Genomic DNA, 12645 nt, shown 5'->3' with positions numbered 1-12645 from the left:
TCCCTACCTACCTAGCAAGTGCTTGGTAGGTTATCTTACAGACGTGGACCAGAGCGAGAGCCCGGACGGGCTGATCACCGACGACGACTTCGCCCAGACCGTGAGAACCTGGCTGGCGGAGAACCTGACCGGCGACTTCACACGCCTCGAGGGCAAGGGTGGGCCCGGCAGCGAGCACGAGTTCTTCGAAGAACGACTCGCCTGGGACCGCCACCTCGCGGCCGCGGGGTGGACCTGCCTCGGCTGGCCTGCGGAGTACGGGGGCCGCGGGGCCACCCTGGCCCAGCAGGTGACGTTCCACCAGGAGTACGCGAAGTCGGGGGCCCCGGCCAGGGTCAGTCATGTGGGCGAGGAACTGCTCGGGCCGACGCTGATCGCGTTCGGCACCGAGGAGCAGAAGCGTCGTTTCCTCCCCGGGATCAAGACGGTCACCGAACTGTGGGCGCAGGGATACTCGGAGCCGGGCGCCGGATCCGACCTCGCCAACGTCGCGACGACGGCCCGGCTCGAGGGCGGCAGGTGGGTGATCAACGGGCAGAAGGTGTGGACCTCGCTCGCTCACGTGGCGCAGTGGGCGTTCGTGCTGTGCCGCACCGAGCCGGGGTCGAAGCGCCACCACGGACTCAGCTTCCTCCTCGTCCCCCTCGATCAGCCAGGCGTCACCGTGCGCCCGATTCAGCAGCTCACCGGCACGTCCGAGTTCAACGAGGTGTTCTTCGACGACGCCGTGACCGACGCGGATCTCGTGGTGGGCGAACCGGGTGACGGCTGGCGGGTCGCGATGGGGTTGCTCACCTTCGAACGCGGGGTCTCCACCCTCGGCCAGCAGATCGGCTTCGCCCGCGAACTGCAGGGAATCGTCGACCTCGCGCGTGCCAACGGCGCAGCCTCCGATCCGAATATCCGGGAGAAGATTGCGCGGGCGTGGGTCGGGCTCCGGGTCATGCGGGCGCACGCGATGCGAACCCTCGACGCGGTGGACGCCGGCACGTCCGGTCCCGAAGCGTCGGTCGCAAAGTTGTTGTGGGCCAATTGGCATCGCGACCTCGGCCAGTTGGCGATGGACGTGCAGGGTGCGGCATCGCTGCTGGCGCCCGCGGGACCGTCGTCGGACATCACCGACCCCGAACATCTCGAACTGGACGAATGGCAGCGGCTGTTCCTGTTCACCCGCGCCGACACGATCTACGGCGGATCCAACGAGATCCAGCGCAACATCATCTCCGAGCGCGTGCTCGGACTTCCCCGAGAGGCACGACCGTGACTACTGCTCCACTCGCCACCGCGCCCGTCGAGACGCCGGGACACGACCTGCTGAAGGGCAAGAAGGTCGTCGTGACCGCCGCGGCCGGCACCGGCATCGGGTTCGCATCCGCCCGCCGCGCCCTCCTCGAGGGCGCCGACGTGCTGGTGTCCGACTGGCACGAACGCCGGCTGGGCGAGACACAGGAGAAGCTTGCCGCCGAATTTCCCGAACGCACGGTGAAGGCGCTGGCCTGTGACGTGTCGAGCACGGAACAGGTGGACGCGCTGATCTCCGGGGCCGCCGACGCTCTGGGTCGGATCGATGTCCTCGTCAACAACGCCGGGCTCGGCGGTGAGACGCCTCTCGTCGACATGACGGACGAGGAGTGGGACCGCGTCCTCGACATCACTCTGAACGGAACATTCCGGGCCACCCGCGCGGCGCTGCGCTATTTCAAGGGAGTCGAACACAACGGAGTGCTCGTCAACAACGCCTCCGTCCTCGGCTGGCGGGCGCAGCACTCGCAGGCGCACTATGCGGCCGCGAAGGCAGGGGTCATGGCCCTGACCCGGTGCAGCGCCATCGAGGCCGCCGAGTACGGGGTGCGGATCAACGCTGTCGCGCCGTCCATCGCCCGTCATGCCTTCCTCGCCAAGGTCACCAACGAGGAACTTCTCGACAGGCTGGCGTCGGGGGAGGCGTTCGGACGCGCCGCCGAGGTGTGGGAGATCGCCGCGACCATCGCGATGCTCGCCAGCGACTACACCACATATCTCACCGGTGAGGTCGTGTCGGTGTCGTCGCAGAGGGCGTAGGCGGCTCCGCCGCCTGTGAGTGGTTGACGAGTGCCTGGACTCGTTAACCACTCACAGGGCCGAAGGCCCTAGCAAGCGCTTGGTTGATAGGATGGAATGATGACTGCACCCCGAATCGACGAGACGTCCAAGACCGGACGCCGGGCCGAGCTGCTCGAGATCGCGGCCCAGCTGTTCGCGGAGCGTGGTCTGCGGGCCACCACCGTCCGTGACATCGCCGACGCAGCCGGCATCTTGTCGGGCAGCCTCTACCACCACTTCGACTCCAAGGAGTCGATGGTCGACGAAATACTACGAGGCTTCCTCGACGACCTGTTCGGCAAGTACCGCGAGATCGTGGCGTCCGGGCGCAGTAGCCGCGCGACCCTCGAAGCCTTGGTCACCACCTCGTACGAGGCGATCGACACGTCGCATTCCGCGGTGGCGATTTACCAGGACGAGGTCAAGCACCTCGTCGCCAACGAACGCTTCGCCTATCTGGCGGAGCTGAACACCGAATTCCGCGAGCTGTGGGTCGGTGTGCTCGAGGCCGGTGTGCGGGACGGCAGCTTCCGCCCCGACATCGACGTCGAGCTCGCCTTCCGCTTCATGCGCGACACCGCCTGGGTCGCCGTGCGCTGGTACCGGCCCGGCGGCTCCCTGACTGTCGACACGGTCGCCAAGCAGTACCTCTCGATCGTCCTCGACGGACTCGCGAGCCCCAGAACCATCTGACTAGGAGTTCTCCATGACCGAGGCATACATCGTCGACGCCGTCCGGACCCCGATCGGCAAGAAGAACGGTGGCCTGTCCGGCGTGCACCCCGCAGACCTGGGTGCACACGTCATCAAGGCGATCGTCAACCGCACCGGCATCGACCCTGCCGGCGTCGACGACGTCGTCTTCGGGTGCGTTGACGCGATCGGCGGCCAGGCGGGCAACATCGCACGGACAGCGTGGCTGGCGGCCGGATATCCGGAGGAGGTTCCGGGTGTGACCGTCGACCGTCAGTGCGGGTCGAGTCAGCAGGCCGTGCACTTCGGCGCACAGGCGATCCTCAGCGGCACCGCCGACCTCATTCTCGCCGGCGGCGTGCAGAACATGAGCCAGATCCCGATCGCGTCGGCGATGATGGTGGGGCAGCAGTACGGATTCGACACCCCGTTCGGTGGGTCGACGGGGTGGGTGGAGCGCTACGGCGACCAGGAGGTGTCGCAGTTCCGCGGCGCGGAGTTGATTGCGGACAAGTGGGACATCAGCCGGGAGGAACTCGAGCGCTGGGCGTTGCAGAGCCACGAGCGCGCGCGGACGGCGATTGCGGAGGGCCGCTTCGACCGCGAGATCGTCCCGTTCGGGGAGGTGACGACGGACGAGGGTCCGCGTGAGACGAGCCTCGAGAAGATGGCGTCGTTGAAGACGCTCACCGAGCGTGGCCGGTTGACGGCCGCAGTCGCGAGCCAGATCTCCGACGGCGCGAGCGCGGTGCTCCTCGCGTCCGCTGAGGCCGTCGAGCGATACGGATTGACCCCACGTGCGCGCATCCACCACCTCAGTGCCCGCGGCGCGGACCCGATCTTCATGTTGAGTGCGCCGATTCCGGCTACGCGCTACGCGTTGGAGAAGACCGGCCTGAGTATTGACGACATCGACCTCGTCGAAATCAACGAGGCCTTCGCCCCGGTGGTGCTCGCGTGGATCAAGGAAATTGGTGCCGACCCGGCGAAGGTCAACGTGAACGGCGGCGCGATCGCCCTGGGACATCCGCTGGGCGCGACCGGCACCAAACTGATGGCAACACTGCTCAACGAACTCGAGCGCACCGGCGGCCGGTACGGTCTGCAGACCATCTGCGAGGGCGGCGGCACCGCCAACGCCACCATCATCGAACGACTGTGAGTACTTATTAACCTCCCATGGTTAAGAAGTACTCACGGGCGCGAAGCGCTACGCTCGATGGAGAGGTGACGAGTCCGTAAGCGGGGTCGTGATGCACGAACTGGCAATCACCCAGAGCGTCGTCGATGCCGTCTGCGAGAAAGCCGCCGGACGGACCGTTCACAGTGTCCGGGTTCAGGTGGGCGCCCTGACCGCGGTGGTCGCCGATTCGATGCAGTTCTGTTTCGAGTTGGTCACGGAAGGGACTGTGGCGCATGGTGCCCGACTCGACATCGACCACTCCCCGGGCAGCGCGCAGTGCCGCGAGTGCGGCACCACGTTCTCGCTCACCGACCTGGTGTTGCTGTGTCCGTGTGGGAGTGCCGATGTCGACGTCACCTCGGGCCGGGAATTACGAATTCTCTCGATGGAAGTGAGCTGAGGCGTATGTGTGCCACCTGCGGATGCGGCGACGACACCGGTACCAGGGTCAGCCGCCCCCACACCCATCAGCATCCGCACGACCACGACCACGAGCACCCGCACGACCACGAGCACGAGCACCAGACGGTCACCCTCGAGCAGAAGGTGCTGGCCAAGAACGACCTGACGGCGGAGCGTAACCGGGCCTGGCTGGCGGAACGGGGCGTGCTCGCGCTGAACATGATGAGTTCCCCCGGGTCCGGGAAGACCACCTTGCTCGAGCGGACCATCGCCGACATCGGCGGACACCGTCCGGTCTCGGTGATCGAGGGAGATCAGGAGACGATGCTCGACGCCAACCGGATCGAGGCGACGGGTTGCGCTGTCGTGCAGGTGAACACGGGGGCGGGGTGTCACCTGGACGCGGAGATGATGCGCGATGCGCTGACGGCGCTCGATCCCGGCCCGAACTCGTTGTTGTTCATCGAGAACGTGGGAAACCTGGTGTGCCCGGCGCTGTTCGACCTCGGGGAGCGGTCCCGGGTGGTGGTGATCTCCGTGACCGAGGGCACCGACAAGCCGCTGAAGTATCCGCACATGTTCGCTGCGGCGAATCTGGTGCTGGTCAACAAGTCGGACCTGTTGCCGTACGTCGACTTCGACGTGGATCTCTGCACGAAGTACGCCCGGTCGGTCAACCCCCATCTCGAGGCGATCACCCTGTCCGCGACCACGGGGCAGGGCATGCAGCAGTGGTACGACTGGATCGCGGCGCAGTAACGGTCATGGCTGAACTGGCCCGATGTGCCTGAGGGCCGTTGACACGCGAACGCCGTAAGGAGCTAAATAGGGAATAGCGTCACACAGGTGGGCCGACGGTCGACCCCGGTGGCGACAGGAGCCGTGTTCGGTTCCGGAAAGCGACCTGCTATGCCGACACAGGAAGCAATCAAAGCCGAGGAAACCCTGATCCACGTGCTGTGGATCAACGCGGGGCTCAGCTGCGACGGGGATTCGGTGGCCTTGACCGCTGCCACTCAGCCCAGTGTCGAGGAAATCGCTCTCGGCGCTCTGCCGGGCCTGCCGAAGGTGGCCGTGCACTGGCCGCTGATCGACTTCGAATGTGGGCCCGAGGGTGGCGCCGACGACTTCATCGAGTGGTTCTGGAAGGCCGACCGCGGCGAATTGGAACCTTTTGTACTGGTCGTCGAGGGGTCGATCCCCAATGAGCAACTTCACGACGAGGGGTACTGGTGCGGTTTCGGCAACAACCCGGAGACCGGTCAGCCCGTCACGACGAGTGAGTGGCTCGACAAGCTGGCTCCCAAAGCGACGGCGATCGTGGCTGCCGGTACGTGCGCGACGTACGGCGGTATCCACGCGATGGCCGGCAACCCGACGGGAGCGATGGGCGTCCCCGATTACCTCGGCTGGGATTGGAAATCGAAGGCGGGCATTCCGATCGTGTGTGTACCGGGTTGCCCGATCCAGCCGGACAATCTGTCCGAGACGTTGACCTATCTGCTGTACATGGCCACCGAACAGGCGCCGATGATTCCGCTCGACGACGCGCTGCGTCCGCAGTGGCTGTTCGGGAGCACGGTCCATGAGGGCTGTGACCGGGCCGGGTACTACGAGCAGGGTGACTTCGCCACCGAGTACGGCTCACCCAAGTGCATCGTCAAGCTCGGCTGCTGGGGTCCCGTCGTCAAATGCAACGTCCCCAAGCGCGGATGGATCAACGGTGTGGGCGGTTGCCCGAATGTGGGCGGAATCTGCATCGGTTGCACGATGCCGGGATTCCCGGACAAGTTCATGCCATTCATGGACGAGCCGCCCGGCGGAAGGCTGTCCACGACCGCATCCGGTCTGTACGGCTCCGCGATCCGCAGTCTGCGCAGAATCACCAAGAACACCTTGGACAAAGAGCCGCAGTGGCGTAGCCGCGGCACGAAACTGACCACAGGCGCCACTCGCACCTGGTAGCCCAGCTCGGGCCTCTGAGAGGTACGTCGATGACAACGATCATTCCGGATCCTTCGCACAAGACGGAAACCGATGGCTTGGTGGAGATGGCGTGGGATCCGATCACACGCATCGTCGGCAGCCTGGGTATCTACACGAAGATCGACTTCAAGCAGAAGGAAGTCGTGGAGTGCCACAGCACGTCCTCGATTTTCCGCGGTTACTCGATCTTCATGAAAGGAAAGGATCCGCGCGACGCCCACTTCATCACGAGCCGCATCTGCGGTATCTGCGGTGACAACCACGCCACGTGTTCGTGTTATTGCCAGAACATGGCGTACGGCGTGCAGCCGCCGCATATCGGCGAATGGATCGTCAATCTCGGTGAAGCCGCGGAATACATGTTCGACCACAACATCTTCCAGGAAAATCTGGTCGGTGTGGACTTCTGCGAGAAGATGGTCTCGGAGACGAACCCCGGGGTGCTCGCGCAGGCGGAGAACACTCCGGCGCCGCACGCCGGCGACCACGGTTACCGGACCATCGCCGACATCATGCGATCGCTCAACCCGTTCACCGGCGAGTTCTACCGCGAGGCGCTGCAGGTCAGCCGTTGGACGCGGGAAATGTTCTGCCTCATGGAAGGACGGCACGTCCACCCGTCGACGCTGTATCCGGGAGGTGTGGGCACGTCGGCGACCGTCCAGTTGATGACCGACTACATGTCCCGCCTGATGCGCTACGTCGAATTCATGAAGAAGGTCGTCCCCATGCACGACGATCTGTTCGACTTCTTCTACGAGGCCATCCCGGGATATGAGAACGTCGGACTCCGTCGCACTCTGCTCGGCTGCTGGGGCTCGTTCCAGGATCCGGCTGTGTGCAACTTCGAGTACAAGGACATGGAGAACTGGGGCCGGTCCATGTTCGTCACTCCGGGTGTCGTGGTGGACGGCAAACTGGTGACGACCTCCCTCGTGGACATCAACCTCGGTATTCGCATCCTTCTGGGCAGCTCGTACTACGACGACTGGACCGACCAGGAGATGTTCGTCGAGAAGGACCCGCTGGGTAACACGGTCGATCGCCGGCATCCCTGGAACCAGCACACCAACCCGCATCCGCAGAAGCGGGACATGGACGAGAAGTACAGCTGGGTGATGTCGCCGCGTTGGTACGACGGCAAGGACTATCTCGCCCTCGACACCGGTGGTGGTCCGCTCGCCCGACTCTGGAGTACGGCTCTCGCGCAGTTGGTGGATATCGGTTACGTGCAGTCGACGGGCCACAGCGTGAAGATCAACCTGCCGAAGACGGCGCTGAAGGGTCCGGTCGAGCTGGAGTGGAACATTCCGCGGCACGGCAGTAACACCCTCGAACGCAATCGTGCGAGGACCTACTTCCAGGCGTACGCGGCGGCGTGTGCGCTGCATTTCGCCGAGAAGGCGCTGGCCGAGATCCGGGCCGGGCACACCAAGACGTGGGAGAAGTTCGACGTCCCCGACGAGGGAATCGGATGTGGCTTCACGGAGGCTGTGCGCGGAGTTCTGTCGCACCACATGGTAATTCGGGACGGTAAGATTGCGAACTACCATCCGTACCCCCCGACACCGTGGAACGCGAATCCTCGGGACAGTTACGGAACACCGGGCCCCTACGAGGATGCGGTGCAGAAGTCGCCCATCTTCGAGGAGAATGACCGGGACCACTTCAAAGGTATCGACATCATGCGGACCGTCCGCAGTTTCGATCCGTGCCTGCCCTGTGGTGTCCACATGTATCTGGGAGAGGGAAAGACACTGGAGAAGCTGCATTCGCCCACCCAGTCCGTGACCGGCGAGTGACGAGGCAGGCATGGAGGAGGCTGGAGTAGACGGCCCCGATCGCTGGCGGACCGCCGGCGAAAGGATCGACGCCCTCCTGGACGCCAGTTCGGCGGGCGGCGCGGTTGCCCGTGAGCGCGCCGAGCAACTTGTCCGGGAGGTCGTCGAACTGTACGGCGCGGGCCTGGAGCGGATGCTCGAGATCGTCGGTGAGCAGGATGGCGCATTGGTCGACCGGCTCGCCGCCGACGAACTTGTCGCCAGTTTGCTGTTGGTCAACGGGCTGCATCCCCACGACGTCGAGACGAGGGTGGCCACCGCGCTGGACAGTGTGCGTCCGTATCTGGGTTCACACGGCGGTGACGTCGAATTGCTCGGTGTCACAGACGGAGTGGTGCAACTTCGTCTCACGGGCAGTTGTCAGAGCTGCCCGTCTTCGGCGGTGACCTTGGAACTCGCTGTCAAGGACGCCGTGTATTCCGCCGCACCCGAGACGGTCGACATCGAAGTGGTCGGCGCGAAACCGGAGGCTGGGTCCGGGTTGATCGCCACGGAGTCGTTGTTCTCGCACGTTCATGCTCACGAGTCGGGAACCGGAACGTGGGTATCGGCGCCCGACATCGCGGACCTCGCGTCGGGGGAGGTCGGCGGTTTCTCGCTCGCGGGGTTGCCGGTGCTGGTGTGCCGGATCGGGGAGCAGCTGTTCGCATTCCGTGACCGCTGCGCGGCGTGCACCAACTCGCTGGCCGGGGCTACCCTGCAGCGGCGAGCAGGCGGCAAGGTCGGCGACGCTGTGCTCCGGTGTCCCACGTGCCGGGCGCATTTCGATCCCCGAGGCGCAGGGAAACGGCTCGACGGTGATCCCGAGGCCGAACCGCTGGCTCCACTGCCGGTTCTGGTTCGTGACGGCGTGATCTCCGTGGCGGTACCGGCCGCGGAGGTGGCGTGATGGGTGCGTCCGGAAGAGGATTGAGGATTCTGCAGCGAATCGCCTCTCAACGTCCGCAGACCGTGGAAGGCGAACGGTGCGACATGTGTGCCGTCCCGATCGCCGACGCCCACCAGCACGTAGTGAACGTGTCGGAGAGACACCTGATGTGCGTGTGTCGCGGATGTTATCTGCTGTTCACCGACGATACGGCGGAGCTGCGTTTCCGCGCGGTACCCGACCGCTACCTGTCGTTCCCGAACTTCTCGCTGGCACCGGGGCGCTGGGACGAACTCGAGATTCCCGTAGGGCTCGCGTTCGTGTTCCGGAACTCCGCCCTGGACAGGACGATCGCGTTCTATCCCGGGCCGGCCGGCGCCACCGAGTCGGAACTTCCACTCGCCGCCTGGGACGACGTGCTCGCCGCCAACCCGGCGCTCACCCAGCTGTCGGACGATACCGAAGCGTTGCTGTTGCGAGTCCCCGAGCACGGCGGCGAGGCCGAGTGTTTTCTCGTCCCGATCGACGCCTGCTACCAATTGGTGGGTGAGCTTCGCCGGCTGTGGCGAGGATTCGACGGCGGCCAGGATGCCCGCCGCGCCATCGATACGTTTTTCGACACGGTACGGTCCCGGAGCCGAGTCGCGAAGGAGCCGTCGTGACGGAGCTGTCGTTCGACGTCGTGGAGGTGTTTCCCGAACCGTATGCCGTCGTCCCCAATCTCACTGCCCGCCTTCGGGTGGCGGAGACGACGGGTGCCGTGGTGCATGCCATGGCCCTCCGGTGTCAAGTGCGGCTCGATCCGCAGCGCCGTCGATACACCGACCAGGAGGCCGAAGGGCTGCTCGACCTGTTCGGTCCGCGCGCGCGGTGGACAGCAACGTTGAAGCCTTTCCAGTGGATGGAGACCAGCACTGTCGCCCAGGGTTTCACCGGGTCGACCGTGGTGGACCTTCCGCTCCCGTGTACCTACGACTTCGAGGTGACGGCGTCGAAGTACCTGCACGCCCTCGAAGCCGCAGATTCACCGATCCCGTTGATGTTCCTGTTCAGCGGCACCGTCTTCACCCGGGGCGTTGCCGGGTTCGGTGTCGAGCGAATTCCCTGGGACCGGGAGGCCACCTACGAACTACCGGTGACCGTCTGGCGGGACCTCGTCCAGGCGCATTATCCGAACACGGGCTGGCTGCGCCTCGACCAGGACACTCTGGCGGCACTCGCGCGGTACAAATCGTCGCACGGCCTGATCGGGTTGGATGTTGCCGTCTCGGATCTGCTGCAGGGAGCCGGGGAGGTGATCGCATGATCTCCCCGGCGTCCCTGCAGCGCGTGCGCGCCGTCGCCGACGCGGTGCTCTACGAGGGTTATTTGCTCTATCCGTATCGTGCGAGTTCGTCGAAGAACCAGTCACGATGGCAGTTCGGTGTCGTGGGGCCACCGGGTGCAGCGGATGCAGGTGTCGGCGAGGAATCGACGATGTCCTGCTCGACGTTGCTGCGCGCGGGCGACGACGCGGCGGTCGGCATCACCCTCCGATTCCTGCAGCTGCAGGTGCGGTGTGTCGAGCGGGCAACCGATGAGGCGGGCACCGAATTCGCCGGCGTCGACGAATTGACCGTCGACGGGACCAGCTGGCTCAGCTGGGACGAGGCGGTGGAGCGTGAGTTCGACTTAGGTGCACCGAGTCTCGCCGAATGCGGTGGTGGTCGACGTCTCGACGTCCACATCGACGGGGGTTCCGAGGTGGAGGAGCTGCGGAGAGCGGATGGGTCTCTCGCCGGTCGGGTGGTGCGTACCCGGTGGCCTGCAGACGCCGTCGTGACGGTGGACTGCGAGAACAGTGACGGGTTCACCAGGCTTTGGCTCGAGGTGGAGAACGTCACTGCCGGCGACTCCGGTATGGACCGGGACCGGGCCATCCGGCAGTCGTTGATCGGTGCTCATCTGATCCTCGCGGCAGAGGGCACGGACTTCGTGTCGCTACTCGAGCCACCGGCCGAGGCCGAACACCTGGCGTCCGCGTGCACACAACACCGGTGCTATCCCGTCCTCGCCGGGCTGCCCGGGGAAACCGACCTCGTGCTGGCGTCGCCGATCATCTTGTACGACCACCCGGAGATTGCGGAGCAGAGCGACGGTGCCCTGTTCGATGCCACCGAGATCGACGAAATCCTCACTCTCCGCGTCATGACTCTCACCGAGGACGAGAAGCGTCAGGCTCGGGCCACCGACCCGCTCGCGGCGCGGATCATCGACCGCTGCGACGAGATGTCGCCGTCGACGCTCGCGCAGATGCACGGCATCCTGCGGGATCCACACCTTCCGGACATGGGACTCGTCCCGGAACTGACCGACGACGTCCCGTGGTGGGACCCGGAGGCAGACAACGCGGTCCGGCCCGACGTCGACGGTGTGCTCGTCGACGGCGTGCGGGTCGCCAACGGCAGCGTGGTGCGGCTCCACCCGTCGCGTCGCGCGGACGCCCAGGATTTGTTCTTCGCCGGGCAACTCGCCCGGGTCGTCACCGTCCACGCCGACGTGGACGGTGAGACGCACATCGGCGTCGTGCTGCAGGACGACCCGGCGTCGGACATGCATGAGTGGTACGGACGGTATCTGTACTTCGCCCCCGATGAGGTGGAGCCCATATCGACGGACACCGGAAAGGATGAACAGTCATGAAGGTTCTCGGAGAGGTCACCACGGCGGCGTTGGCGATCCTGGCGGTTGCCGGAGTGGTGGCAGCGGTCGTCTCGCTACCCGACATCAAGCGGTATATGCGTATCCGGCAGATGTGAGTGCTCCATGACGGTGGACAGGCGAGTTCTTGTTGCCGGGGTGGGCAATATCTTTTTCGGAGACGACGGGTTCGGCCCCGAAGTGCTGCGCGCAGTCGCTTCCAGGCGGCTGCCGGCGGGTGTCCGCGCTGTCGATTTCGGCATCCGGGGAACCCATTTGGCCTATGAACTGCTCGATGGGTGGGGTGCGCTACTCCTTGTCGACGCGGTTCCGAACCGAGGTGCCCCCGGCGCACTGAGTGCCGTCGAAGTGCAGCCCGACTCGATTCCGGACGCCCCCCTCGACGCGCACAGCATGGACCCCGGTGCTGTCTTCGCCAGCCTGCAGGCGTTGGGCGGCACCCTGCCGCGGACCGTGGTGCTCGGGTGTCAGGTGGAGAACACTGAGGAGGGCATCGGACTGTCGGTACCTGTGCAGGCCGCAGTGGAGCCGGCCGTCGAGGCGGTGCTGGACGTGGTGCAGCAGCTGCTCGACGCCGGTGCCGCTCTGCAAGCGGAGGGGAAGGAGAGCTGAATCATGTGTCTCGGTATTCCCGGCCGCGTGGTGCGCATGCTCGAGGGTTACGGCAACCAGTTGGCCCTCGTCGATGTGGTCGGCGAGGAGCGGCGTGTCAACATCGGCATGCTCGACGACGACGTGCATCTGGAACCCGGCGACTGGATCGTGATCCACATGGGGTTCGCCATGGAGAAGGTAGACGAAGCCGGTGCCGAGAGGGCGATGGCCGGACTGGAGATGATGGGGCGATCGCGGACGGCGGACGACGACCAGATGTGAACAGGTCCTCTGGT

General features: G+C 65.4%; 15 protein-coding genes. All 15 read left to right on the top strand.

Annotated elements, in window-relative coordinates; genetic code table 11:
• Window positions 1–43 precede the first annotated feature (43 nt).
• The 15 genes from R4P95_RS05860 to R4P95_RS05795 all read left to right on the top strand — a co-directional run bounded on the left by R4P95_RS05860 (window position 44) and on the right by R4P95_RS05795 (window position 12631).
• Window positions 44–1264 (top strand): acyl-CoA dehydrogenase family protein, encoded by a 1221-nt coding sequence (locus R4P95_RS05860; protein ID WP_317743860.1) that lies wholly within the window; start codon window positions 44–46, stop codon window positions 1262–1264.
• The gene (locus tag R4P95_RS05855; protein WP_317743859.1) at window positions 1261–2061 is read left to right on the top strand and encodes an SDR family oxidoreductase; all 801 of its coding nucleotides are present in this window, start codon (window positions 1261–1263) and stop codon (window positions 2059–2061) included. The genes R4P95_RS05860 and R4P95_RS05855 overlap by 4 nt, the downstream gene beginning before the upstream one ends.
• Window positions 2062–2160: 99 nt before the next feature.
• Window positions 2161–2775 carry a TetR/AcrR family transcriptional regulator gene (locus R4P95_RS05850; protein WP_317743858.1) on the top strand — a complete coding sequence of 205 codons (615 nt, stop codon included), beginning with the start codon at window positions 2161–2163 and terminating at the stop codon, window positions 2773–2775.
• A gap of 13 nt (window positions 2776–2788) precedes the next feature.
• On the top strand, window positions 2789–3937 hold the full coding sequence (locus tag R4P95_RS05845; RefSeq protein WP_317743857.1) for an acetyl-CoA C-acetyltransferase: 1149 nt from the start codon (window positions 2789–2791) through the stop codon (window positions 3935–3937).
• A gap of 91 nt (window positions 3938–4028) precedes the next feature.
• Window positions 4029–4358: a hydrogenase maturation nickel metallochaperone HypA gene (gene hypA, locus R4P95_RS05840; protein WP_317743856.1), complete on the top strand. Its 330-nt coding sequence runs from the start codon at window positions 4029–4031 to the stop codon at window positions 4356–4358.
• Between the two features lie 5 nt (window positions 4359–4363).
• Window positions 4364–5119, top strand: coding sequence for a hydrogenase nickel incorporation protein HypB (hypB, locus tag R4P95_RS05835; RefSeq protein ID WP_317743855.1), 756 nt, complete (start codon window positions 4364–4366; stop codon window positions 5117–5119).
• Between the two features lie 150 nt (window positions 5120–5269).
• Window positions 5270–6325, top strand: coding sequence for a hydrogenase expression protein HypE (locus tag R4P95_RS05830; RefSeq protein ID WP_109326709.1), 1056 nt, complete (start codon window positions 5270–5272; stop codon window positions 6323–6325).
• A gap of 29 nt (window positions 6326–6354) precedes the next feature.
• Window positions 6355–8148 (top strand): nickel-dependent hydrogenase large subunit, encoded by a 1794-nt coding sequence (locus R4P95_RS05825; RefSeq protein ID WP_317743854.1) that lies wholly within the window; start codon window positions 6355–6357, stop codon window positions 8146–8148.
• Between the two features lie 10 nt (window positions 8149–8158).
• The gene (locus tag R4P95_RS05820; RefSeq protein ID WP_250772983.1) at window positions 8159–9076 is read left to right on the top strand and encodes a NifU family protein; all 918 of its coding nucleotides are present in this window, start codon (window positions 8159–8161) and stop codon (window positions 9074–9076) included.
• Window positions 9076–9717, top strand: a complete 642-nt coding sequence (locus R4P95_RS05815) for a DUF5947 family protein (protein ID WP_317743853.1) — start codon at window positions 9076–9078, stop codon at window positions 9715–9717. Before R4P95_RS05820 ends, R4P95_RS05815 begins: the two co-directional genes overlap by 1 nt.
• Window positions 9714–10361, top strand: a complete 648-nt coding sequence (locus tag R4P95_RS05810; protein WP_317743852.1) for a DUF6084 family protein — start codon at window positions 9714–9716, stop codon at window positions 10359–10361. The genes R4P95_RS05815 and R4P95_RS05810 overlap by 4 nt, the downstream gene beginning before the upstream one ends.
• Window positions 10358–11737, top strand: coding sequence for a hypothetical protein (locus R4P95_RS05805; RefSeq protein WP_317743851.1), 1380 nt, complete (start codon window positions 10358–10360; stop codon window positions 11735–11737). The genes R4P95_RS05810 and R4P95_RS05805 overlap by 4 nt, the downstream gene beginning before the upstream one ends.
• On the top strand, window positions 11734–11853 hold the full coding sequence (locus tag R4P95_RS33530) for a DUF6893 family small protein (protein WP_397517656.1): 120 nt from the start codon (window positions 11734–11736) through the stop codon (window positions 11851–11853). Before R4P95_RS05805 ends, R4P95_RS33530 begins: the two co-directional genes overlap by 4 nt.
• 7 nt (window positions 11854–11860) lie before the next feature.
• Entirely contained in the window at window positions 11861–12367 is a 507-nt protein-coding gene (locus R4P95_RS05800; RefSeq protein WP_317743850.1) for a hydrogenase maturation protease, read from the top strand.
• Window positions 12368–12370: 3 nt separating this feature from the next.
• Window positions 12371–12631 (top strand): HypC/HybG/HupF family hydrogenase formation chaperone, encoded by a 261-nt coding sequence (locus R4P95_RS05795; protein ID WP_317743849.1) that lies wholly within the window; start codon window positions 12371–12373, stop codon window positions 12629–12631.
• Window positions 12632–12645: the final 14 nt, after the last annotated feature.

Source organism: Rhodococcus sp. IEGM 27, from assembly GCF_033142305.1.
GTDB classification, from domain to species: Bacteria; Actinomycetota; Actinomycetes; order Mycobacteriales; family Mycobacteriaceae; genus Rhodococcus_F; species Rhodococcus_F oxybenzonivorans.
Note: the sequence above shows the minus strand (reverse complement) of the source record. Positions and strands in the feature narration are given on the sequence as shown.